This window comes from Streptomyces sp. NPDC001068 (assembly GCF_042897315.1).
GTDB lineage: Bacteria > Actinomycetota > Actinomycetes > Streptomycetales > Streptomycetaceae > Streptomyces.
The window spans coordinates 200,536-222,699 of record NZ_JBIAYD010000008.1 but is presented as its reverse complement, the minus strand read 5'-3'; the positions used below and the strand labels follow the sequence as shown (position 1 = coordinate 222,699).

The following is a 22,164-nucleotide window of genomic DNA, read 5'->3' as shown; positions in this document are numbered from 1 at the left end:
CACCAGCAATGGCCGACGAGAACACTCCCGCCACCCCTGAAGAGGGCGGCGAACTCGCGATGCGTGTCGAGCCCGTCGGGCTCGAGACGGAGATGCAGCGCTCGTACCTGGACTACGCGATGTCCGTCATCGTGTCCCGCGCGCTGCCCGACGTCCGGGACGGTCTCAAGCCCGTCCACCGCCGGGTCCTGTACGCCATGTACGACGGCGGCTACCGCCCCGAGCGCGGCTTCTACAAGTGCGCGCGCGTGGTCGGCGACGTGATGGGCAACTACCACCCGCACGGCGACAGCTCGATCTACGACGCCCTGGTCCGCCTCGCCCAGCCCTGGTCGATGCGCATGCCGCTCGTCGACTCCAACGGCAACTTCGGCTCGCCGGGCAACGACCCGGCGGCCGCCATGCGGTACACCGAGTGCAAGCTCGCGCCGCTGTCGATGGAGATGGTCCGCGACATCGACGAGGAGACCGTCGACTTCACGGACAACTACGACGGCCGCTCCCAGGAGCCGACCGTCCTGCCCGCCCGCTTCCCGAACCTGCTGATCAACGGCTCCGCCGGTATCGCGGTCGGCATGGCCACCAACATCCCGCCGCACAACCTGCGCGAGGTCGCGGCCGGCGCCCAGTGGTACCTGGAGAACCCGGAGGCCTCGCACGAGGAGCTCCTGGACGCGCTGATCGAGCGGATCAAGGGCCCCGACTTCCCGACCGGCGCGCTGGTCGTCGGCCGCAAGGGCATCGAGGAGGCCTACCGCACGGGCCGCGGCTCGATCACCATGCGCGCGGTCGTCGAGGTCGAGGAGATCCAGAACCGCCAGTGCCTGGTGGTCACGGAGCTGCCGTACCAGACCAACCCCGACAACCTGGCGCAGAAGATCGCCGACCTGGTGAAGGACGGCAAGGTCGGCGGCATCGCGGACGTCCGCGACGAGACCTCCTCGCGCACCGGTCAGCGCCTGGTCATCGTGCTGAAGCGGGACGCGGTCGCCAAGGTCGTCCTGAACAACCTCTACAAGCACACCGACCTGCAGTCCAACTTCGGCGCCAACATGCTGGCGCTGGTCGACGGCGTGCCGCGCACCCTCTCCCTGGACGCGTTCATCCGGCACTGGGTGACGCACCAGATCGAGGTCATCGTCCGCCGTACGCGCTTCCGGCTGCGCAAGGCCGAGGAGCGGGCGCACATCTTGCGCGGTCTGCTGAAGGCGCTGGACGCGATCGACGAGGTCATCGCGCTGATCCGGGCCAGTGAGACGGTCGAGATCGCGCGCACGGGCCTGATGGGGCTCCTGGAGATCGACGAGATCCAGGCCAACGCCATCCTGGAGATGCAGCTGCGCAGGCTGGCCGCACTGGAGCGCCAGAAGATCATCCAGGAGCACGACGAGCTCCAGGCGAAGATCACCGAGTACAACGCGATCCTGGCCTCCCCGGAGCGCCAGCGCGGGATCGTCAGCGCCGAGCTGGCCGCGATCGTGGAGAAGTTCGGCGACGACCGCAAGACCATGCTGGTGCCCTACGACGGTGACATGTCCATCGAGGACCTGATCGCCGAGGAGGACATCGTCGTCACGGTCTCGCGCGGCGGGTACGTCAAGCGGACCAAGACGGTCGACTACCGGGCCCAGAAGCGCGGCGGCAAGGGGGTGCGCGGGACGAAGCTGAAGGAGGACGACATCGTCGACCACTTCTTCGTCTCCACCACCCACCACTGGCTGCTGTTCTTCACCAACAAGGGCCGGGTCTACCGGGCCAAGGCGTACGAGCTGCCGGACGCCGGCCGGGACGCCCGCGGCCAGCACGTGGCGAACCTGCTGGCCTTCCAGCCGGACGAGGCGATCGCCGAGATCCTCGCCATCCGCGACTACGACGCGGCGCCCTACCTGGTGCTCGCCACCAAGGCCGGGCTGGTCAAGAAGACGCCTCTGAAGGATTACGATTCGCCCCGCTCCGGCGGCGTCATCGCGATCAACCTGCGCGAGCGGGAGGACGGTTCCGACGACGAACTGATCGGAGCCGAACTGGTCTCGGCGGACGACGATCTGCTTCTGATCAGCAAGAAGGCGCAGTCGATCAGGTTCACCGCCTCCGACGACACGCTGCGTCCCATGGGCCGTGCCACCTCGGGTGTCAAGGGCATGAGTTTCCGCGAGAGCGATGAACTTCTGTCGATGAATGTTGTTCGACCCGGTACGTTCGTGTTCACTGCCACTGACGGGGGGTACGCGAAGCGGACCCGTGTCGACGAGTACCGCGTCCAGGGCCGTGGCGGCCTCGGAATCAAGGCCGCCAAGATCGTGGAGGACCGCGGCTCGCTCGTGGGCGCGCTGATCGTCGAGGAGAACGACGAGATCCTCGCCATCACCCTGTCCGGCGGTGTGATTCGTACGCGAGTCAGCGGGGTCAGGGAGACGGGCCGTGACACCATGGGCGTCCAACTGATCAACCTGGGCAAGCGCGATGCCGTGGTCGGCATCGCACGTAACGCCGAGGCCGGCAGCGAGGCGGAGGAAGTCGACGGCGAGGACGTCGTCGACGAAACCGCGGAGACCGCCGAGACCGTCGAAGGTGTCGAGACCAGCGGTACGGACGAGGGTGAGGCGCCCTCGGCCGAGTAGCACGAGGAGAGAGTCATCGTGAGCGGAGCCACGGGCGCCGGGTCGGCCGGTACCTCTACGGGTACGGACGCGGACGGCGGCGGCCGTGGCTCCGCCGCGTCCGGCGGGGCCACCGAGGGCGGTGCGCAGCCGATGGACACGCACACCACCCAGCTGAAGGCGGTCAAGGCGTCCACGCCGGACGCGCAGGGAACCCAGGGGGGCACCGTGACCGACACCCGAGGCGGCCAGCCGGCCGCCGGGCAGCAGCCGAGCGTCTCCCCGCTGCCGGGCGAGCGGCGCCCCGAACAGCCCGCCGGGCCCTACCACCCGCCGCAGGCCTACCCGGCCGGGCAGGCCGCCCAGGCGCCCGCAGGGGCGGTACGACGGCCGCGCACCGGTGCGGGGACCCGGACCGCCCCCCGCACCCGCAAGGCGCGGCTGCGGGTCGCCAAGGCCGATCCGTGGTCGGTGATGAAGGTCAGCTTCCTGCTCTCCATCGCGCTCGGCATCTGCTCGATCGTGGCGTCGGCGGTGCTGTGGATGGTCCTGGACGCGATGGGTGTGTTCTCGACGGTCGGCGGCACGATCTCGGAGGCGACCGGCTCGAACGAGTCGAACGGCTTCGACCTCCAGTCGTTCCTGTCCCTTCCGCACGTCCTGATGTTCACGGCGATCATCGCGGTCATCGACGTCGTCCTCGCGACGGCGCTGGCGACCCTCGGCGCGTTCATCTACAACCTCTCCGCGGGCTTCGTCGGCGGCATCGAGCTGACCTTGGCCGAGGACGAGTAACCGGAGTTCAAACCTCTGCTGTCGGTCCCCCGACAACCGATTTTGGGACTGCCCCGGTCGTGCGCTAATCTTCAGGAGTCAGCGCGCGGGACACACACCGCAAAGCGCGGCGGGGCTATAGCTCAGTTGGTTAGAGCGCATCCCTGATAAGGATGAGGCCACAGGTTCAAATCCTGTTAGCCCCACCAGTACGAAGACCCCCGATCCGCCCGGATCGGGGGTCTTCGGCATTGTCGGCCGGGCTGCGGTCGGTGCCGTGTCGTCGTGGCGTGTCCGGCCGTCGCCGGGCATGGAAAAGCCCGGTCGCTGGCGACGGGGGATGCACCAGCGACCGGGTTGTGGTCAGCCTAACAAGGTGACCTGTGCGGCGGGAGTCAACTTCTCGGCCGTCCTGAGCAGTTGTGATCGGGATCACTCAAAGGTCGACACCGGGCGGGTCGGTTCAGTCGGCGCAGGGCGGGTCGTAGTCCAGGCGGGGGAGGTACTCCCGCCACTTCGCCTCGGTCAGGACGTTCCGGGTGGCCGAACAGATGCGGCTGACGGCCCGGTCGACGTCCAGGCTCCACAGCCGGACCGTGCCCGAACCGCTGGAGACGCCCAGCATGTTGCTCTTCGGGCTGAAGGAGAGGAAGTTGCCCGTCTTGGCGTTGGGACTCATGGACTGGCCGATGGGGTGGGCGGAGGACGGTGAGGAGACGTTCCAGAGGCGGACCGTGTTGTCGTTGCCGCCGCTGGCCAGGATCCGGCCGTTCCGGCTGAAGGTCAGGGACACCACCGCCTCGGTGTGGCCGGTGAGGGCCGCGCCCAGCCGGGTCGCGCGGCCCGGCTCGGAGACGTTCCAGAGGCGGACCGTGTCGTCGTCGCTGCCGCTGGCGAGGGTCGCCCCGTCAGGGCTGTAGGCCAGGGTGTTGATGGGGCCCAGATGGCCGGTGAGGGGCCCGCCCAGGGGCCTGACCCGCTTCCGGTCGGAGACGTCCCAGAGCCGGACCGTGCCGTCCGCGCTGCCGCTCGCCAGTGTCCGGCCGTCGGGGCTGAACGCCAGCGCGTTCACGTAGCCGGTGTGTCCCTCGAGGGGGCCGCCGAGCCGTTCGGGGTGCGCCGGGTCGGTGATGTCCAGGAGCTGGACCGTGCGGTCGTCGTAGTCGGCGGCCAGGGTGCGGCCGTCCGGGCTCAGCGCCAGCGCCTCGGCGCCCGCGTAGCGGGTCCTGAGCCGGACGGGCGCACCGTACCGTCTGGGCCGCGCCGGGTCGGAGACGTTCCACAACTGCACCCGGTTGATGTTGTTCTCGCCGGTCAGGATGACGAGGGTGCGGCCGTCCCGGGTGAACACCGTCGAGCGCAGGTCCCGCCATCCCGTCCTGAACGGCTTGCCGAGTGCCGTGGGCCGGGCCGGGTCCGTGATGTTCCACAGCCGCATCCGGCTGTCGCCGCCGCCGGTGGCCAGGACGCGGCCGTCCGGGCTGAACGCCCCCGTCTCGCCGGTCATGTCCGCCCCGGGGATCGACCACAGCCGCACCTTGCCGTCACCGCTGCCGGTGGCGAGGGTGCGGCCGTCCGGGCTCCAGCCGATGGCGTACATCTCCCCGCTGCTGCCCGCGAGCGGCTCGCCCACCTGGGAGGGGAAGGCCGGGTCGCCGACGTTCCACAGGGTGGCGGTGGAGTCCGCGCTGCCCGCGGCGAGCATCGAGCCGTCGGGGCTGAAGGCCACCGACCAGACGGGCCCGGTGTGCCCGGTGAGCGGCGCGCCGAGGGCCCTGACGCGCGCCCGGTCGGTGACGTCCCACAGCCGGACCGTGTCGTCCCCGCTGCCACTGGCCAGGGTGCGGCCGTCCGGGCTGAAGGCCACCGTGTGCACGGTCCCGGAGTGCCCGGTCAGCGCCGGCCCGACGCGCTGCGGCCGGCGCGGGTCGGACACGTCGTACAGGACGACCGAGTTGTCGTCGCCGCCGGTCGCGAGGGTACGGCCGTCGGGGCTGAACGCGAGGGAGCGGACGGCTTCGGTGTGGCCGGTCAGGGTGCCGATCGAGGCGGGGCGGCGCGGGTCGCGCACGTCCCACAGGCGGACGGTGTGGTCCTCGTCGGCGGTGGCCAGGGTCCTGCCGTCGGGGCTGAAGGCCACCAGGTAGATGGTGCCGTCGTGCCCGCTCGACGGGGCGCCCAGGGATTCCGGGTGGGCCGGGTCGGAGACGTTCCACAGGCGTACGGTGCCGTCGTCTCCGGCGCTGGCCAGGGTCCGGCCGTCCGGGCTGAAGACCGCGCTGGAGACCCAGCTCGTATGGCCGCGCAGGGGTGCGCCCAGCGCCTTGGGACGGCTGGGGTCGCTCACGTCCCACAGGCGGACCGTGCGGTCGTAGGCGGCGGTGGCGAGCGTGGTGCCGTCGGGGCTGAAGGTGGTGAGGTAGACGGCTCCGGTGTGGCCGAGCAGCGGAGTCGCCAGCGGTGCGTTGACGATCGACACCAGCCGGTTGTTGGCGCCCTCGTCGTCCGGCCGCAGGCCGTGTGCGACCAGGTCCAGCTGGGCGGAGAGCGCCGGGTCCGAGTACTGGAACCGGTCGGCCTCCGCGACCACCTGCTCGAACATCGCGTCGTCCCGCTGCTGCCGGGCGACCACCGCGGCGCCCGCGGCCAGCACCGCCAGCACGACGAGCGCCGACACGGCGGCCCTGCTGATCCACACCGTGCGCCGCCGCAGTCGTACGGAGGCCGCCAGGAACTGCACCGCGCTGCGCGTCAGGAAGGTGTCGTCGGCCGACTTCGTCCAGGCGTGGGCCTGTTCCAGCCGCGAGCCCCGGTACAGCAGCGCGGAGTCGTGGCCGGACTCGTCCCAGGACCGGCCGTCCTCCTCCAGGCGCTGACGCAGCAGATTGCCCTTGCGGTCCGCGTCGAGCCAGTCACGCAGTCGCGGCCAGGCGTGCAGCAGTGCCTCATGGGTGATCTCCACCGTCTCCGCGTCCAACGTCACCAGACGGGCCTGTACCAGCGCCTCGAGCGACTCCTCCGTCTTGTCGGGGTCGGTGGACTCGGCGGCCAGCTGGCGCCGGGTGCCGCGCCTGCGGGTCGCCTGGGTGTCCTCGCCGAGCCGGACCAGCCGGAGCAGCAGCAGCCGGGCCGCGGTGCGGGCCGCCGGGTCCAGGCCCGTCCAGGCGCGCTCGGCGGTCGCGGCGACCGCACCCTGGATGCCGCCGGCGGCCCGGTAGCCGGCCAGCGTCAGACGGCCCCCCTTGCGGCGCTGCCAGGTGGCGAGCAGGGCGTGCGAGAGCAACGGGAGGACCCCCGCGTCATGGGCGCCCCGCGGACCGTCTGCGCTCACCTCACGGACGATCAGTTCGGTGAGGCCGGGCTCCAGTTCCAGGCCCACCGCCTTGGCCGGAGCGGTCACCGCCTCGCGGAGTTCGGCGGTGGTCAGCGGACCCAGCACCATGTGCCGGTGCTGGAGCGCGTCGGCCAGCTCCGGATAGCTCAGGCACTGCTCGTAGAAGTCGGCGCGGATCCCGAGGACGACCAGGGCGGAGGCCGGTTCGCCGGGGTGGGCGGAGGTACCGATCGTGTGCAGGAGCCGAACGAAGGCGCGTCGCCGGGTCTCCTCGGCGCAGAGGGTGAAGGTCTCCTCGAACTGGTCGACGATCACGACCGGGCGGGCCGGGGCGGATTCCGAGGATGTTTCACGTGAAACATCGGCCTCCCCGCGGCCGGCCCAGGTCCTGACCGCCGCCCGTATCGCCTCCGGATCGTCCGGGTCACCCGGCTTGGCCGGCTCGGTCGGCTCGGCCAGCTCGGGTATGCGACAGGTCAGTTCGCCGACCGGATCCGTTCCCGGTACGAGCTGCAGGACCCGGTGCGGGCCGGTCTCCTCCTCGGCCAGGGCGCCGTTCTGGAGCGCGGTCACCACGCCGGCGTTCAGCAGGGACGACTTCCCGGCGCCCGAGGCGCCGACCAGCATGACGAGACCGCCGGTGGCCTTCGCCGACCGGAGCTGGCCGATCAGGGCGTCGGTGCTGCGGTCACGGCCGAAGAACCAGCGAGCGTCCTCCCTGCGATAGGAGGCCAGGCCCCGGTACGGGCAGACGCCGTCGACGGGTGGCGGTGCTTCCGTCTCCTCCGGGGCCTCGGGCAGGGACAGCTCGCCGGCCGGATCGGCCACGGCCCGCTCCCACAGCTTCTGCCACTGGGACAGCTCGTAGAGCCCGGAGGAGACCGGAGCCGGCTGGGCGCGGCGGGCCTGGGGGATGAGGACCTGGAGCACGGCGGAGAGTGCGGCGAACTGTGCGGGGACGTTCTTGGCCCGCCGCCAGTCGCTGATCCGCTGGGCGGAGACCCGTACGGGCCGGCCCCGTTCGTCGACGCGGTGCAACCGGTCGACCGCCTCGGCGACGCGCTTGAGCGGTGGGTTGCCGGCCTCCTTGTAGAGCAACGCGAGTCGTTCCGCGAAGGCTGTCCGTGCCCCTGCGTCGGGACCCAAGGCGCTCCACCCCTTACTTCCCCCGCTGCTGGTCATCCGGACCGGAAAACTCACTTTATACGGCTGACCTGCGGCGAAGCCCTGGTCCGGACGTCCTGGACTCCTCAGATGCGCACCCTGACTGGCAGGATTTCGCTCCAGCAAGGCGGTGGCCGGGCGTCGCCCGGCGGGCCGACCAGCTCAGCTCCGTGGAGACAGCGCACGACACCGCATGTTCTCGGTCAGGTTCCACCGGCGATTACCCGCCGGAGTGGCGCGACGACGGCAGCTGCTCTCTCCGACTGAGCGGGCCCCGTGGGGCCCGAGGCCGCCCGCGCCGTTCGGCACCGGTCCCCACGAGGGGAGGGACCGGTGCCGAACGGCACGGGGACACCGTTCGGGATGCGACGGTGCGGTGCCCGGAGCGACACGGGGGAGCCCGGACGCGGGTCGGCCACGCGCCCTCAGTCCGGCATCCAGCCCGCCGTACGGGCCGCCTCGACCGCCTGCTCCTCCGCCTCGTCGGCCGCCGTGTTCAGGGCCGGATCCTGTCCCGCCGCGGTACCCCCGGCCGCCATCGCGGCGGCCCGGGACGCGGTGAGGGCGGCGGTCAGAGCCGCGGCCGCCTCGGGCCGTCGGTCCAGTGCTCCGGCCACCTGGGTGGCCAGTGCCGCGGTGGCGGCGGCGTTGCGGGCGCAGCGGGCGTCGGCCGCCGGGTCCGGTGCGGTCTCCGTCAGGGCGGCGAGGGACCGGGCCGACAGTCGGAGCGCGTTCGCGGCCCGGCCGACCGGGCCGGTCGGCACGGTCTGGGCGGCGTCGCCGTCGATCCCCGCATGGCTGCAGACGGCCAGTGCGCGTCCGTACGCGCGATGCGCACGGGCGGAGTGCACCTCTCTGAGCGACTCCGCCGAGGGAACGGTCATCTCCGCCTCCTTGCCGCGAGGGCTTCGCCGGGTGGGCCGTGAAGTGGGTCGTACGGGCTTCGCCGAATGGGCCGTGAAGCCGTGGGGCTCGTGAAAGGGCCGTGCCGTGCCGGGGGTTATCCGAACAGGCCGAGCGTCGAGTCCAGGGACCAGGTCTGCCAGGACATGGCGAAGAGGCCGACCGCCGAGATCAGGGCCATCATCAGGTTCTGGCCCTGTTCCGCCCAGTCGTGGATCATCAGGGCCAGGTAGACGAGGTTGAGCAGGAACCCGGCCGCCAGGGCGACCGGCGTGAGGAAGCCGAAGGTCAGGCCGAGGCCCAGGGCGAGTTCCGCGTACGCCACCACGTGGGCCATCAGCCGGGGACGTGGCGCGACCACGGTGTCGAAGCCCCGCCGGACCACGGGCCAGCGGTGCTTCTCGGCGACACCGGCCGCCCACCGGATCCCCCCGCCGCCGAACCACTGCTTCTTGTCCTTGTGCCGCCAGCTCTCCAGCCACCACAGGCCGAGCCCGATGCGGAGCACCGCGAACCACTCGGCACCGCTCAGCAAGGCTGATCGCATCCCGCAACCCTCCCGGATCGGTCAACTGTCTGACGATCCGTCAGTTCAGCGGAAGGCGGCGCGGGTCGCAAGAGGTCCGGCGGCTCTTGCTGGCATCGCCCGCCGGGCCTAGCCTGAGAGCCGAGCCAAATCTGATGGACCGTCAGTTTAGTGGATGTCCAAGCAGGCAGCAGGGGGTAGGCATGGCAGAGAACGCGACCGGTACCCAGGATCTGCCCAGGGTCGTCAGCGTGGACGACCACGTGATCGAGCCCGCGCACCTCTTCGAGAGGTGGCTGCCGGGCAAGTACCGCGACAAGGGACCCAAGCCCTTCACCGCCGGCATCGGCGAACTCGCCTACGTCGGCGGCAAGTACCGCTTCACCACCGACCCGGCGGGCCAGATCACCGACTGGTGGGAGTACGAGGGCCTGCTCTTCCCCTACAAGCGGATCATCGCGGCCGTCGGCTTCTCCCGCGACGAGATGACGCTCGACGGCATCACCCGGGAGCAGATGCGCCGCGGCTGCTGGGATCCCAAGGCCCGTCTGGACGACATGGACATGAACCATGTGGAGGCCTCCCTCTGCTTCCCCACCTTCCCCCGGTTCTGTGGACAGACCTTCGCCGAGGCCGAGGACAAGGAGGTCGCGCTGGCCTGCGTCCGCGCCTACAACGACTGGATGGTCGAGGAGTGGTGCGGTGACAGCGGCGGCCGGCTGATCCCGCTCTGCCTGATCCCGCTGTGGGACATCGACCTGGCCGTCGCCGAGATCCGGCGCAACGCCGAGCGGGGCGTCCGGGCGGTCACCTTCAGCGAGATCCCCACCTACCTGGGACTGCCGTCCATCCACTCCGGCTACTGGGACCCGTTCTTCGCGGTCTGCGAGGAGACCGGGACGGTCGTCAACATGCACATCGGCAGCAGCTCGCAGATGCCGGCCGCCTCCCCCGACGCCCCGCCCGCCGTGCAGGCCTCGCTGAGCTTCAACAACGCCATGGCCTCCATGATGGACTTCCTCTTCTCCGGCATTCTGGTGCGGTTCCCCCGGCTCAAGCTGGCCTACAGCGAGGGCCAGATGGGCTGGATCCCGTACGCCCTGGAGCGTGCCGACGACGTCTGGGAGGAGCACCGTGCCTGGGGCGGCGTCAGGGACCTGATCCCGGAGCCGCCCTCGACGTACTATTACCGGCAGATCTTCTGCTGCTTCTTCCGCGACAAGCACGGCATCGAGGCGATCGAGACGGTCGGCGTGGACAACGCGACCTTCGAGACGGACTACCCGCACGTCGACTCGACCTGGCCGGAGACCAAGCGGGTGGCCCAGGAGCACGTGGGCGGGCTGGCACCGGAGGTGGCCTACAAGCTGCTGCGCGGGAACGCGATCCGGATGCTGGAGCTGCCCTTCACGTGACCCGGTTCGGCGGGGCCCGCGGTGGGCAGGGGAGTCCCCATGAAGGTCTCCGTCTCGGTCGACGCCGATGTCTGTTACGGGTCAGGCGAATGCGCCTTCCGGGCGCCCGCCGTGTTCGGCTTCGAGGACGGGTACGGTTTCGTCCTGCCCGGACGGGAGGAGCCCGGGGACGACGAACTGCTCCGGGACATCGCCGAACGCTGCCCGTCCCAGGCGATCCGGATCAACGGCAAAAGGGTCACTGACTAGCGGATGAGCGGCACCGGCACGGAACTCACCGAACTCCTGGCCACCCTCGGCCGCGGCTACGTCCGGGACTTCCCGGGCCCCTGGGGCAAGTCCCGTGCCGCCCGGGTGCTCAACGCACACCTGCGGGACCATCCGCGCCGGCGGGTCGTCGAGACGCGCTCCGGTGCCCGGTTCGCGGTCGACACGCAGGACCTCATCCAGCGCTACCTGTACCTCTTCGGGGTGTGGGAACCGCACCTGACCGGCTGGCTGCGCGGCAGGCTGGCGCCGGGGGACTGCTTCGTCGACGTGGGCGCCAACATCGGTGTCTTCAGCGTCCTCGCCTCCGCACTGGTCGGTGAGCGGGGCCGGGTCGTGGCCGTGGAGGCCTCCCCCGCCTTCCACCGCCGGCTCGAACAGCAGAGCGCGCTCAACGGCTGCCGGAACGTCCGGGCGGTCAACGCCGCCGTCTCCGACGCCCACCGGACCCTCACCTTCGTCCTCGCCAGCTCCGCGAACATGGGTGCCAACAGCATCGTTCCGTGGGACGGTCCGGCCGAGTCGAGCTTCGACATCGAGGCCGTGCCGCTGCCCGAGCTGCTGCGGCCGGAGGAGATCGAGACCGCGCGGGTCATCAAGATCGACGTGGAGGGCGCCGAGGGCGCGGTGGTGCGGGGGCTGGCGCCGCTGCTGGGGAAACTGCGCCCGGACGCCGAGATCACCGTCGAGGTCACTCCCGACCGCATGGCCCGGCTGGGCGACTCGGCGGACGAACTGCTGCGCACGATGACCGACGCCGGGTACCACGTCTACCGACTCGCCAACAGCTACGCGCCCGACAGCTATCCCCGGGCGCTGCACGGCGAGCCGCTGGCCCCGGTCCGCTGGGACGGACCGGTGACGGAGGAGAGCGACCTGATCTTCTCCCGCACGGACGCGGCGACGCTGTAGCCGCGGGCTGCGGGCCGCGGGCCGCGGGCTGCGGGCCGGGCCGGGTCGGGTCGGTCACACGGGTCGGTGTTCCCGTGGCGCGGTGTGGTCGTGTACCTGGGGGTGGTCGTGTACCTGGGAGGCCGGTGCCGGGGCTCGCCAGTCGAGGTGCGCCAGTGCCCGTGCGCGGGCTGCCACGACCGCCATCCTGGCCTGCCGTTCGGCCGGGTCGGTGTGGGCGGGCAGGCCGGTGACCTGGCCCGGCCACTTGCGGTAGAGCATCCCCGCCTCCGCCGTGAACCAGCCCCGGCTCACCGCGTTCAGCGCGAGCAGCAGCCCGGTGTCCTCGGAGGCGGGCAGCGCCATCCAGCCGCCCAGGGCGAGCAACAGCTCACGGCGGACGAAGAGACTGGCCGGATGGACGGGCGCGCGGAAGTCGTTCGCCGTCCAGGAGCCGAGCACCGTCCCGCGCTCGATGGGGCCTTCGGCCGGGTCGCCGGGGAAACCGGCCGTGGAACCGTCGGGCAGCAGGTCGAGGACGCGCGAGGTGGTCCAGCCGATCGAGGGGTGGGTCTCCAGTACGGCCAGGTCACGGGCGAGCGCGCCCGGCGTGAGCTGGTCGTCGGCGTCGAGGACCCGGACGTACGGCCCTTCGGCCCGGGCCAGCGCCAGGGTTCGGGCGACCCCGGGGCCGCCGGTGCGTCCCTGCCGGAACGACACCCGGGCGTCGTCCGGCAGGTAGGGGCCGACCTCGTCGCCGTAGCCGTCCTCCTGGATCAGCCACTGCCACCGCCAGCCGTCCGGCAGCCGCTGCGCGCACAGCGACCGGTAGGCCTCGGGCAGGAAACGGGCCGACGGCGCGTGGACCGCGGTGACGACGGTGACGACGGCGGCACCACGGCTCACGGCGGCGCTCACCACCTTTCCAGGTACGTGGTGAAGAGCAGTTCCGTGCGGTCGCCGGGAAGCGTGACGACGGTGACGTCCACGACGCGGTCGTCGACGTCGTACGACGTCTTGCGCAGCAGGATCACCGAGGTGCCGGCCGGCAGATCCAGCTCCCGGGCCTCCTCGGGCGTCGGCGGCCGTGCCGTGAGGCGTTCCTCGACACGGGCGACCTCGATGCCGACCGTGTACAGCTGGTTCTGGGTGCCGCCCGGCCAGGGTTCGCGGGTCTCGTCCAGCAGCGCCGGGTTCGCGGCGATCATGTCCCGGACGAGACAGGAGCTCACCAGGCTGAAGGGCGCGGGCTCGGCCGAGCAACGGGTCCGGTAGGTACGTTCCAGGAGCGCCGTGCCCTCGGGTACCCCGAACGCTTCGGCGAGGTCGAAGGGCGCGGTCAGCTCGCGGTAGCGGGCGAAGAAGACCAGATCGTCGAGGACCAGCCCGGTCTCGTGCTCGGTCGCGCCGGTGGCGGCCCTGGTCGCCTCCGGCATCCTGGCGCGGTCCTTCTCCCACTGGTACCGGGCGTTGTCGCGGACCGCCCGGGTACGGGGCCCGCGCACGAAGGTGCCGCGGCCGTGCCGCCTGTCGATCAGGCCCTCCGCGCTCAGCATCCGTAGGGCGTTCTGCACCGTGGGTACGCTCCGGCCGTAGTGCCGGGCCAGCGCCGCCTCGGAGGACAGCCGCTCACCGGGCGTGAGCCCGCCGGCCCTGATGGAACGGCGGAGGTCGTCGGCGATCTCCTCGTATGCCTTGGGCACGGCTTCAGCCTACGACTCCTCAGGAGGACTCGAGGAGCCGAGGAGCCGAGGAGCCGGGTGTGCCCCCTGGCGGGCGTGGCCGGACGCGCCGACGGGGTATGGCCGAACGTGCGAAGACCCGCGGCCGGGTCCCGGTCGCGGGTCTGTGTCGCAGTAGGCGCTGGTACGTACGCAAGTCGCCCTTGCGCCGTTGCGTCTGAGCCGTCTGGGGAGGATCAGCAGTCGAGCGGTGCCGCCGGGGGCTCTGCCGGGTTCTCGGACTCGGTGGTGTCCAGGGGCCGGTGGCGGCAGCTCGGGGACTTGCCGTGGGCCTCGGCCCGGATGCGCTGCTTCATCGTGGGGGGCAGGGACCTTGCCTGGGACCAGAGCCAGTGGGTCTGTGCCGGGATCATCACCCGGCCGGCCGGGCCGCGCTCGTCGCCGCTGTTGCTGTTGCGCGGGGTCTCGGTCTGCGGTACCGCGGCGGCGGTGGTGGCGGAGACGAGTCCGAGCGCCGTGCAGAGCGCAAGGAAGGCGGTGACGAAGGCGGTCCACAACTTCATGACCTTGGCGTTCCGGGCCATGGCCCCTCACTTTCAGGTTGGGCGATTTGCGTACTTTCCTCATGATGTGTATGTGGATCGCGAAGTGGGGGACGTCGACCTGTGGCGCGGCGATGTTCTGATGAACACCACCCGGTCGGACGCAAGGGGACCGAAAAATCAGAAGAAAGGCCCGCGAAAGTGGGCGAAAGTCGCAAAGTAACCGTCCGTGGAGGTGTGATCACCCTCCGATCGGAACGGCCCGCCGCTCTGCCGTACGCCGTGCAACACCTTGTGGTGAGCCGGAGTTGGGGGCTGGATGCCAGGTCACCGATCGATATCGGTCGGTGTGTATAGTCGGGCGCCAGAGGTCCCCTACGTCAAGGAAGAGACGAGGTCGCGCGGTGAAGAAGCTTCTCCTGGTCGCACTGGCCGCCATCGGCGGGCTCCTCGTGTACCGCCAGATCCAGGCGGATCGCGCCGAGCAGGATCTGTGGACGGAGGCGACTGACTCCGTGCCCACGGGTTCGTGAGTACCGACAACGAACGACACTGAGACCCCGACCGCCTCGCGGTCGGGGTTTTGCGTTCTCCCGGGCCGTGTGAGGCGGGTGTTTCGGACGGCCGTGTGAATCGCCGGGTGGCGCGGAGACGCGAGCGGCAGTATGGGGCCGGTCCGGGACTTCGACGGCGGACGAGCGACGGCTGGGAGCGCGCGTGATACGACGGTGGCGCAGGGCGGGACGGCGGTGGCCTGCGGCCGGACCGCGGTGGCGCACGGCAACACGGCTTCGCGGCGGCGGCAGCAGCGTTGGCAGCAGCAGCAGCAGCAGCAGCGGTGGCGGCAGCGCCAGCGGCGGCAGCGCGCGGGCCGCCGCCCTGGCCGCGACGGCGGCGCTCACCGGACTGCTGACCGCGCTGCTGCCGGCCTCTCCGGTTGCGGCGGACAGCGGCAGCGGTTACGCCTTCGCCCCGGACGCCCGCACGATCACCGGAGCGACGGGCACCGCGGCCGCCGTACCCCTGGAGGCCGGCAGGACCTACCGCAGCGCCCTGCCGGAGAAGGGCAGGCGCTACTTCCGGCTCGAACTCGCCGCCGACAGCACCGCCTACGTCCCCGTCACGGCCGTCCCGCCGGCCGGTGCCACCGTCTCGGCGAGCGACGGCATCGGGGTCTCCGTGGAGGACGCCAACGGTGTCTCCTGCGGATACGACGGCGCCCGCTTCGGCGCCGGACTCAGCCCCCGGCCGGTCACCGCGCTGGGGCGGCGGGACGCGGGCAGGACACTGTGCCGGCAGGCGGGCACCTACTACGTGATCGTCGAACGGCTCACGTCCGGCTCACGGACCACCACTCCGGGCAGCTGGGACCTGGAGATCGCGCCGGTGACCGAACCGGGCCTGGCCGGGGCGGCCGCCACCACCGCACCGGAGACCTGGAACTCCGCCTCCCCGGAGGCGGTCACCGGCGACCCCCGGCGCCGCGCCGCCGGCGCCGGTTTCGCCACCGCCCGCACCCTGGGCGCGGGCGCCTGGGAGACCGGGATCACCCCGGGCCGGACCCTCTACTACGCGGTCCCGGTCGACTGGGGACAGCAACTGCACGCCACCGTCGAACTGGGCAGCATCGGCGACGGCGCCCACGGCTACGTCAGCGCCGCACTCAACCTCTCCCTGTACAGCCCGGTCCGCGGCTACGTGGACGACCTGTCCCTCGGCTACGACGGCAGGCAGAAGACGTCCTCGCTCGCCACCCTGCCACCCGTGGCCTACGCCAACCGCTACGCCGCCCTCGGAGCGGAGAACTCCGTCCGCTTCGCCGGCGCCTACTACCTCGTCGTCCACCTCACCGAACAGACGGCGGACACGTTCGGACAGGGGCCCTACGACGTCACACTCCGGGTGCGCGTCGACGGCACGCCGGAATCCGGCCCGCACTACGCCGGTTCACCCGTTCCGAAGGGCGTCTTCGACCCTCCGTCGGACCAGTTCGGCGGCCTGGACACCGCGGCCGGCGGCGAAGCGGACCCGACGGCGATGCGGGTGCTCGCGGCCGGCGGGATCGGCACGGGCACGGCCCTGCTCCTGGGCCTGGGCGTGTGGACGCTCACCGCCCGCCGCGCTCAGATCCGGGTCAACGCCCAGAAGCCCACGGCGTAACAGGCCAGCGCCAGCAGCAGGACGGGTACGACCGCCTTCGCCGGAGGCCCGGGTCGGCGGGCCCGCCGCCGACGCCGGCCGTGGGTACGCACCGCCGCCGGCGGGGCCTGCTCCGGTGGCCGCGGGTCATGGGTGGTGTAGGTGGCCGTGTCGGTGGTGCCGGTGCCGCCGGTGTGCGGGTGTGGGGCGGGGGCGTCCGGGAAGGGGGGCAGCCGCGAGTACGACGACGGCTGGGACCGGGGCTCCGGCTGCTGGTGGGAGGCGTACGGCGGGTACGACGGAAACGCCCGATCCGGCGCCTGCGGGTACGACACTTGCGGGTACGGGGTCGGTGGTACCGGCGCCTGGGGCAGCGGGAGCCGGAAGCTGCCGGTGTCGGACATGCCGGGCGAACCTTCCGGCGTGGTGCCCGGTGCGGTACCCGGCGCAGCCGTGATGTGACCCGGCGCACCGCCACCCGCCGCACCCGCGTCGGCCCCCGAGTCCGTCCCCTCTCCCGACGCCATGCCCGACCTCGGATCCGGTCCCGTCCCCGAGACCGCATCCGGTCCCGTCCCCGAGACCGCATCCGTGTCCGTGGTGTCCGCACGCGCCGGATCGGGCGTTTCCGCCGTGCTCGCCGTGCTCTCGCCAACGCCCGGTCCCGTCAGCCCTGTTGGCTCCGTCGGCTGGGTCGGCTCGGTCGCCGACGGCGTTGCCCTCAGATCGATCCCCGAAGCCGCCCGCAACGGTCCTTCGGGGCCGAACCCCGTCGGCAGTGGCCCGAGTTGGTCGAAGATCTCGATCAACTCGTCGTCGGCGCCGGGCTCGGGAAGGAGTTCCATGGCCTGGGCGAGGGCCTTGCGGGCGCCGGTGGCCGTGCGGAAGCGGGCCTCGGGATCGGGCTGGAGGAGGGTGGCGACGGCCTGCCACAGCGGATCCGGGATGTTCTTCGGCGCGCCCGGTGTGCCGTGTTCGGCGAAGTGCTGCACGAGCGCCTTGGCGTCGGGCTTGGCGCCCTCCAGGAGGAACACGGCGACCAGGCCCACGGCGAACAGGTCGGCCGTGAAGTCGGGTTCCGCGCCGAGGAGTTGCTCGGGCGCGATGTAACCCGGCGTGCCGACCACGAGGTTGGTCTCGGTCAGCCGGGCCTCGCCGAACCGCATGGCGATGCCGAAGTCGGACAGGCGAAGGCGCGGGCGTGCGGTACCGCTGGCCTCCAGCAGGATGTTCGCGGGCTTGATGTCCCGGTGGACCACGCCCTCGGCGTGCACCGCGGCCAGCCCGGAGAGCAGTTGGTCGAGGAGCGTGCACACGAAGGCGGGCGGCAGGGGACCGTAGTCCCCCACCAGGTGGAGCAGTGAGCCGCCGGCGACCAGGTCCATCGTGAACAGGACCTTGTCGTCGTCGGCGGCCCAGCTGGCCGGAGCCAGGACATGGGGATGGTCGATGCGCAGCGCCTGCTCCCGCACGAAGCGCAGGAGTGCGTGGGCGTCGCTCTGCTGGAGCACCTTGGCGGCCACGTAGCGCTTGCGCCGATGGTCCCAGGCGCGCCAGACGGCGCCCACTCCGCCGTGGCCGATCGGGTCGGCCAGTTCGTACCGGCCTGCGAAGACCTCACCCATGACTGCCCGTAGCCCTCCCCCTGTGGTCCCCTCGGTCCCCCTGCCTCACACCCCCGTTGCCTTCCCCCCGATGAGCGATACGACCCCTCGCGCCCGATCCCCTCGGGCAGGGCCTGGTCCCGCCCGGTCCACCGGACCCCCTCCGGTGTACCGGGCCGTGACTCAGCTCTGGTGCGACTGGTAGTGCGTGACCGCGTCGGCGGTGCGGCCGGCGCCGTAGACGCGCAGGAACTCCGCGAGCTCCGGATGGGTCGGAGCCAGCGTCTCCGCCGCGTCGATGATGTCACCGGCGGCGGCCACCGAACGCAGCAACGACTGGATCTCACGGACCACCCGCTTGACCGTGGGCGCGCCCGAACCGCTGGTCGTCTGCGTGGTGTTGCTGAGCACCGAGCCCCCCTGGGACTTCTTGATCTCGTCCATCCGCTCGGTCGCCTCGGCCGCGCTCATGCTGCCGTCCGCGGCCTGCGCGGCCAGGTCCTGGAGCAGCTGCACCCGCTGGACCACGGCCGGGTTGCCGATCTTCGCCCGCTGTCCGCTCATCAGCTGCGACAGCATGGGCGCGGACAGTCCGAGGACCGCCGCGAGACGTGCCTGGTTGAGGCCCAGGTCGTCGATGAGCTTACGGAAGAGCGCCCCCAACGGCTCTCCGTACCAGTTCCGCTGCAGCTCCCGCGCTCTGGCGGTGGCTTCCTGCTGTGCGGCGTCCATTGCGTCTCCCCATCGCTTCCCCAAAAAATCCACGGTTCGCTACAGCGAACCTCGCCGAGCATCTTACGGAGCGTGGTCATCTGGGGGGACCCCCAATCTTTTTGCGAGGTACGGGGGGTGACCCGGTACTCTGGTCTGCGGCACCGACCGGTGGAACTCCGCTGGTTCGGCTGCTTCCCGTACGGGGCCTTAGCTCAGTTGGTAGAGCGCCGTCTTTGCATGGCGGATGTCAGGGGTTCGACTCCCCTAGGCTCCACCCCGTGAGACCCCTCTGAACTGCGGAAACGCAGTCGGAGGGGTCTTTTTGTCGAGGTGGGCGCGGGTCCACCGCGGGTAGCCGGGTGACCGCGTCGGGTGAGCGGCCGCACGGGCCCTCACTTCCGGCGGGGATCCTGTGCGTCCGGATGCGGGGAGGGCGCGGGCAGTTCGACGGTGACGCGGATCCCGCCTTCGGTACGCGGGGTGAGGGTGAGCGTCCCGCCGTGGGCATGGGTGATGGTCCTGACGATGGCCAGGCCGAGGCCGACCCCCGCGTGGTCGCTGCGGACGCGCTCGGTGCCGCGCTGGAACGGCTCGGTGAGGGTCGAGGTGAGCTCCGGGGTGAGGGTCCGGCCGGTGTTCTCGACGGTGAGCACCGCGGTCCCGGCGCGGACGCCGGTAGCGACCCACACCGTGCCCCGGGCGGGCAGGTTGTGGACGATCGCGTTGTGCACGAGGTTCGTGGTCAGTTGCAGCAGGAGGGCCGGCGACCCGGTGGCGGGCGTGACGTCGCCGGAGGTCTCGATGGTGACGCCGTGCTTCTCCGCCAGGGGGAGGAGCGTCTCGGTGGCATCCTCCGCCATGAGGGACAGGTCGACGGGCTCCCGGGTGAAGGACCGCCGGCCGGCCCGGCTGAGCAGCAGCAGTGCCTCCGTGAGGTCGATCGCCCTCGTGTTCACGACGCTGAGGCGTTCGATGATCTCGTCGGTCCGGCGGTCGGGATCGCTGCGGGCCACGTCGAGGAGCGCCTTCGAGACGGCGAGCGGGGTACGCAGTTCGTGGGAGGCGTTGGCCGCGAACCGCTGCTGCTCGGTGACGTGTGCTTCGAGCCGCGCGAGCATCGTGTCGAAGGCGTCGGCGAGTTCGCGGAGCTCGTCCATGCGGCCCGGCAGCCGGATCCGGTGGGACAGCGATCCGTCCGTGGCCAGGCGGGTGGCGTCCGTGATCCGGGTCAGCGGGGCGAGCATCCGGCCGGCGAGGAGCCACCCTCCCAGGAGACCGAACACCAGCAGGAACGTCAGCACGGAGACGGCCGTCGGGGCGAAGGTGCGCACGACGGCCAGGCGGTAGTCGGGCACGATGATCAGCCCGGGGTGCGGCACCCGGTTCAGGAACACCCACACCGCCGCCAGCAGCAGGGTGCCGCCCAGCACGACGAATCCGGCATAACTGAGGGTGAGTTTGAGGCGGACGCTCGGGCCAGGGGCTCTATCCACGGTCCCGGTCTCCCTCCGTCGCGTCCTCCGGCCGTCCGTCGATCCGGTAGCCGACGCCCGGCACGGTGGCGATGACCCAGGGTTCGCCGAGCCGCTTGCGCAGCGCCGAGACGGTGATGCGTACGGCGTTGGTGAACGGGTCGGCGTGCTCGTCCCAGGCGCGGGCCAGAAGGTCCTCGGCGCTGACGACCCCGCCCTCGGCGGCCACGAGGACCTCGAGCACGGCGAACTGCTTCCTGGTCAGCGCGACGTAACGGCCGTCCCGGTAGACCTCCCTGCGGAACGGGTCGAGGCGCAGACCGGCGATGTCCCGCACGGGAGGCCTGTGGTGGGCGCGCCTGCGGTCGAGAGCCCTGAGCCTGAGCGCGAGTTCCCGCAGTTCGAACGGTTTGGTGAGGTAGTCGTCGGCGCCGAGTTCGAAACCGGAGGCCTTGTCGTCGAGACGGTCGGCCGCCGTGAGCATGAGGATCGGCATGCCGCTGCCGGAGGCGACGATGCGCCTGGCGATCTCGTCCCCGGAGGGCCCGGGGATGTCGCGGTCGAGGACGGCGATGTCGTACGTGTGGAGGCCCAGCAGCTCCAGGGCGGTGTCGCCGTCGCCCGCGATGTCGGCGGCGATCGCGGCCAGGCGCAGGCCGTCGCGGATGGCTTCCGCCAGGTAGGGCTCGTCCTCGACGATCAGCACACGCATGCGACCGATGCTATGAGTCGGCCCGTATCGTCCGCGTATCGAAAACCGCATACGCGTGGGCGACACCTCGTTGCCTTGACTGGTGCCACGAGGTCGGGAGCCGGCGGCTCCCGCCGGAGGGATCGAGGACGGACGATGACGCGGTTGGGCGGGCCGGGCAGGTCGGGCGAGGCCGATGCGGTCGACACGGCGGATGCGGTCGATACGGCGGATGCGGTCGACACGGCGGATGTGGCCGACACGGCCGATGCGGTGGGGAGCGGGCAGGGCGGCTTCGGGCGCCGGGACACCGGCGCCGGCACCCGTACCCGTACCCGGCCCGTACGGTTGCGTGCGGGGGTCCGCCGGGTGGCGGGGCCCGGACCGTGGAAGCGCGGCCCGGTGCTCGCCGCCCTGGCGCTGCTGCTGGGTCTGCTCATGCTGCTGCATGCCCGGATCCCGAACCGGATCGGCAATCTCGGCAGCCTGGTGGAGAGCCTCCTGCCGTGGTTCGGCCTGGGCGTCCCCGTGCTGCTGGCGGGAGCGCTGTGGCGCCGGTCCGCGGCCGCGGTGACCGCGCTGTCGCTGCCGGCCGTCGTGTGGCTGAGCCTGTTCGGCGGCCTCCTCGCCGACAAGTCCCGTCCGGGCGGCGATCTCACCGTGGTCAGCCACAACGTCGACGCCGACAACCCCGACCCGGCCGGTACCGCCCGTGCCCTGGCCGCCTCCGGCGCGGACGTGCTGGCTCTGGAGGAGCTGACCGGACGGGCCACGGGCACCTACGAGAAGGTGCTGGCGAAGACGTACCCGTACCACGCGGTGCTGGGCACGGTCGGGCTGTGGAGCAGGCTGCCGCTGTCGGACACCGGGCCCGTCGACGTCAAGACGGATCAGGGGCCGCTGGCCGACAGCATCCCGGCCGACGTCAAGGCGGGGTACAACCGGGCGCTGCGCACCACGGTCGCCACCCCCCACGGGCCGCTCGCGGTGTACGTGGCACACCTGGGATCGGTGCGGGTGATGCCCCGGAAGGGCTTCTGGACCTCGCAACGGGACGCCGGCGCGCAGGCCCTCGCCGAGGCCGTCGCCGCCGACCGGAACGAGCGGGTGGTGCTGCTCGGCGACCTGAACGGCACGATGGACGACCGCGCGTTCGCCGGCCTGCGTGACCAGATGCGCTCGGCCCAGGACGCGGCCGGCGCCGGCTTCGGCTTCAGCTGGCCGGCGGCCTTCCCGGTGGCTCGGATCGACCAGATCCTCGTGCGTGGCGTACGACCGCGGAGCTCATGGGTGCTGCCGGCCACCACCGGCGACCACCTGCCGGTGGCGGCCCGGATCAGCTGGTGAATCCCCTGGCGCCCCCGTACCCGCGCGGACGCCGGGCAGAGGGCGAACCCCCGCGCCGCGCGTCCGCGCGGGTACGGGGGTCCGTCGGTTTCACGTGAA

General features: G+C 71.6%; 18 protein-coding genes and 2 tRNA genes. 10 read left to right on the top strand and 10 right to left on the bottom strand.

Annotated elements, in window-relative coordinates; translation table 11 throughout:
- The first annotated feature begins 8 nt into the window (after positions 1-8).
- The 3 genes from gyrA to ACFY3I_RS23520 all read left to right on the top strand — a co-directional run bounded on the left by gyrA (position 9) and on the right by ACFY3I_RS23520 (position 3,583).
- Positions 9-2,621, top strand: a complete 2,613-nt coding sequence (gene gyrA, locus ACFY3I_RS23530) for a DNA gyrase subunit A (protein ID WP_365285865.1) — start codon at positions 9-11, stop codon at positions 2,619-2,621.
- A gap of 18 nt (positions 2,622-2,639) precedes the next feature.
- Positions 2,640-3,395 (top strand): DUF3566 domain-containing protein, encoded by a 756-nt coding sequence (locus tag ACFY3I_RS23525; RefSeq protein WP_390862438.1) that lies wholly within the window; start codon positions 2,640-2,642, stop codon positions 3,393-3,395.
- A 111-nt stretch (positions 3,396-3,506) separates the two neighbouring features.
- A tRNA-Ile gene (locus ACFY3I_RS23520) sits at positions 3,507-3,583 on the top strand.
- A gap of 254 nt (positions 3,584-3,837) precedes the next feature.
- On the opposite strand, the gene ACFY3I_RS23515 is transcribed toward ACFY3I_RS23520, so the two are convergent.
- The 3 genes from ACFY3I_RS23515 to ACFY3I_RS23505 form a co-directional block, all read right to left on the bottom strand.
- Positions 3,838-7,890 carry a hypothetical protein gene (locus ACFY3I_RS23515; protein WP_390862436.1) on the bottom strand — a complete coding sequence of 1,351 codons (4,053 nt, stop codon included), beginning with the start codon at positions 7,888-7,890 and terminating at the stop codon, positions 3,838-3,840.
- Positions 7,891-8,297: 407 nt separating this feature from the next.
- Positions 8,298-8,756 carry a hypothetical protein gene (locus ACFY3I_RS23510; RefSeq protein WP_390862435.1) on the bottom strand — a complete coding sequence of 153 codons (459 nt, stop codon included), beginning with the start codon at positions 8,754-8,756 and terminating at the stop codon, positions 8,298-8,300.
- A gap of 116 nt (positions 8,757-8,872) precedes the next feature.
- Positions 8,873-9,322 carry a DoxX family protein gene (locus tag ACFY3I_RS23505; RefSeq protein WP_390862433.1) on the bottom strand — a complete coding sequence of 150 codons (450 nt, stop codon included), beginning with the start codon at positions 9,320-9,322 and terminating at the stop codon, positions 8,873-8,875.
- A gap of 182 nt (positions 9,323-9,504) precedes the next feature.
- Between ACFY3I_RS23505 and ACFY3I_RS23500 the strand changes: the two genes are divergently transcribed.
- Genes ACFY3I_RS23500 through ACFY3I_RS23490 form a run of 3 tightly spaced genes read left to right on the top strand, consistent with a single transcriptional unit; the run spans position 9,505 to position 11,895 of the window.
- On the top strand, positions 9,505-10,716 hold the full coding sequence (locus ACFY3I_RS23500) for an amidohydrolase family protein (RefSeq protein WP_390862431.1): 1,212 nt from the start codon (positions 9,505-9,507) through the stop codon (positions 10,714-10,716).
- A 39-nt stretch (positions 10,717-10,755) separates the two neighbouring features.
- Positions 10,756-10,965 (top strand): ferredoxin, encoded by a 210-nt coding sequence (locus ACFY3I_RS23495; RefSeq protein WP_365285877.1) that lies wholly within the window; start codon positions 10,756-10,758, stop codon positions 10,963-10,965.
- 3 nt (positions 10,966-10,968) lie between these two features.
- On the top strand, positions 10,969-11,895 hold the full coding sequence (locus tag ACFY3I_RS23490; RefSeq protein WP_390862430.1) for an FkbM family methyltransferase: 927 nt from the start codon (positions 10,969-10,971) through the stop codon (positions 11,893-11,895).
- 54 nt (positions 11,896-11,949) lie between these two features.
- Here ACFY3I_RS23490 and ACFY3I_RS23485 read toward each other — a convergent pair whose 3' ends face one another.
- From ACFY3I_RS23485 to ACFY3I_RS23475, 3 genes are all read right to left on the bottom strand, one after another.
- Positions 11,950-12,792, bottom strand: a complete 843-nt coding sequence (locus ACFY3I_RS23485; RefSeq protein WP_390862428.1) for a glycosyltransferase family 2 protein — start codon at positions 12,790-12,792, stop codon at positions 11,950-11,952.
- Entirely contained in the window at positions 12,789-13,577 is a 789-nt protein-coding gene (locus tag ACFY3I_RS23480; RefSeq protein WP_390862426.1) for a GntR family transcriptional regulator, read from the bottom strand. Before ACFY3I_RS23480 ends, ACFY3I_RS23485 begins: the two co-directional genes overlap by 4 nt.
- Before the next feature lie 215 nt (positions 13,578-13,792).
- The gene (locus ACFY3I_RS23475) at positions 13,793-14,140 is read right to left on the bottom strand and encodes a DUF6344 domain-containing protein (RefSeq protein WP_365285885.1); all 348 of its coding nucleotides are present in this window, start codon (positions 14,138-14,140) and stop codon (positions 13,793-13,795) included.
- Positions 14,141-14,502: 362 nt separating this feature from the next.
- On the opposite strand from ACFY3I_RS23475, the gene ACFY3I_RS23470 reads away from it, so the two are divergent.
- Both ACFY3I_RS23470 and ACFY3I_RS23465 read left to right on the top strand, forming a co-directional pair.
- Positions 14,503-14,631, top strand: a complete 129-nt coding sequence (locus tag ACFY3I_RS23470; protein WP_003999697.1) for a DLW-39 family protein — start codon at positions 14,503-14,505, stop codon at positions 14,629-14,631.
- 184 nt (positions 14,632-14,815) lie between these two features.
- A complete protein-coding gene (locus ACFY3I_RS23465; protein WP_390862424.1) occupies positions 14,816-16,258 on the top strand; it encodes a hypothetical protein in 1,443 nt (480 codons plus the stop codon).
- Here the strand turns inward: ACFY3I_RS23465 and ACFY3I_RS23460 are convergent.
- Together ACFY3I_RS23460 and ACFY3I_RS23455 are read right to left on the bottom strand one after the other, a co-directional pair.
- On the bottom strand, positions 16,222-17,862 hold the full coding sequence (locus ACFY3I_RS23460; protein WP_390862422.1) for a protein kinase: 1,641 nt from the start codon (positions 17,860-17,862) through the stop codon (positions 16,222-16,224). The two genes, ACFY3I_RS23465 and ACFY3I_RS23460, sit on opposite strands and share 37 nt — an antisense overlap.
- A 162-nt stretch (positions 17,863-18,024) precedes the next feature.
- A complete protein-coding gene (locus tag ACFY3I_RS23455) occupies positions 18,025-18,573 on the bottom strand; it encodes a helix-turn-helix domain-containing protein (protein WP_390862421.1) in 549 nt (182 codons plus the stop codon).
- Positions 18,574-18,756: 183 nt separating this feature from the next.
- On the opposite strand from ACFY3I_RS23455, the gene ACFY3I_RS23450 reads away from it, so the two are divergent.
- A tRNA-Ala gene (locus ACFY3I_RS23450) sits at positions 18,757-18,829 on the top strand.
- Positions 18,830-18,947: 118 nt separating this feature from the next.
- On the opposite strand, the gene ACFY3I_RS23445 is transcribed toward ACFY3I_RS23450, so the two are convergent.
- Both ACFY3I_RS23445 and ACFY3I_RS23440 read right to left on the bottom strand, forming a co-directional pair.
- A complete protein-coding gene (locus ACFY3I_RS23445; RefSeq protein ID WP_390862419.1) occupies positions 18,948-20,048 on the bottom strand; it encodes a sensor histidine kinase in 1,101 nt (366 codons plus the stop codon).
- On the bottom strand, positions 20,041-20,739 hold the full coding sequence (locus tag ACFY3I_RS23440; protein ID WP_390862417.1) for a response regulator transcription factor: 699 nt from the start codon (positions 20,737-20,739) through the stop codon (positions 20,041-20,043). The genes ACFY3I_RS23445 and ACFY3I_RS23440 overlap by 8 nt, the downstream gene beginning before the upstream one ends.
- Positions 20,740-20,874: 135 nt before the next feature.
- Here ACFY3I_RS23440 and ACFY3I_RS23435 point away from each other — a divergent pair, with 135 nt between their 5' ends.
- On the top strand, positions 20,875-22,065 hold the full coding sequence (locus ACFY3I_RS23435; protein ID WP_390862416.1) for an endonuclease/exonuclease/phosphatase family protein: 1,191 nt from the start codon (positions 20,875-20,877) through the stop codon (positions 22,063-22,065).
- Positions 22,066-22,164 lie beyond the last annotated feature (99 nt).

Coding starts and splice junctions, on each gene's coding strand:
- ACFY3I_RS23515 (WP_390862436.1), bottom strand. CDS start 7,890: ATGACCAGCAGCGGGGGAAGTAAGGGGTGGAGCGCCTTGGGTCCCGAC.
- ACFY3I_RS23505 (WP_390862433.1), bottom strand. CDS start 9,322: ATGCGATCAGCCTTGCTGAGCGGTGCCGAGTGGTTCGCGGTGCTCCGC.
- ACFY3I_RS23435 (WP_390862416.1), top strand. CDS start 20,875: ATGACGCGGTTGGGCGGGCCGGGCAGGTCGGGCGAGGCCGATGCGGTC.
- ACFY3I_RS23495 (WP_365285877.1), top strand. CDS start 10,756: ATGAAGGTCTCCGTCTCGGTCGACGCCGATGTCTGTTACGGGTCAGGC.
- ACFY3I_RS23475 (WP_365285885.1), bottom strand. CDS start 14,140: ATGGCCCGGAACGCCAAGGTCATGAAGTTGTGGACCGCCTTCGTCACC.
- ACFY3I_RS23510 (WP_390862435.1), bottom strand. CDS start 8,756: ATGACCGTTCCCTCGGCGGAGTCGCTCAGAGAGGTGCACTCCGCCCGT.
- ACFY3I_RS23460 (WP_390862422.1), bottom strand. CDS start 17,862: ATGGGTGAGGTCTTCGCAGGCCGGTACGAACTGGCCGACCCGATCGGC.
- gyrA (WP_365285865.1), top strand. CDS start 9: ATGGCCGACGAGAACACTCCCGCCACCCCTGAAGAGGGCGGCGAACTC.
- ACFY3I_RS23490 (WP_390862430.1), top strand. CDS start 10,969: ATGAGCGGCACCGGCACGGAACTCACCGAACTCCTGGCCACCCTCGGC.
- ACFY3I_RS23455 (WP_390862421.1), bottom strand. CDS start 18,573: ATGGACGCCGCACAGCAGGAAGCCACCGCCAGAGCGCGGGAGCTGCAG.
- ACFY3I_RS23500 (WP_390862431.1), top strand. CDS start 9,505: ATGGCAGAGAACGCGACCGGTACCCAGGATCTGCCCAGGGTCGTCAGC.
- ACFY3I_RS23440 (WP_390862417.1), bottom strand. CDS start 20,739: ATGCGTGTGCTGATCGTCGAGGACGAGCCCTACCTGGCGGAAGCCATC.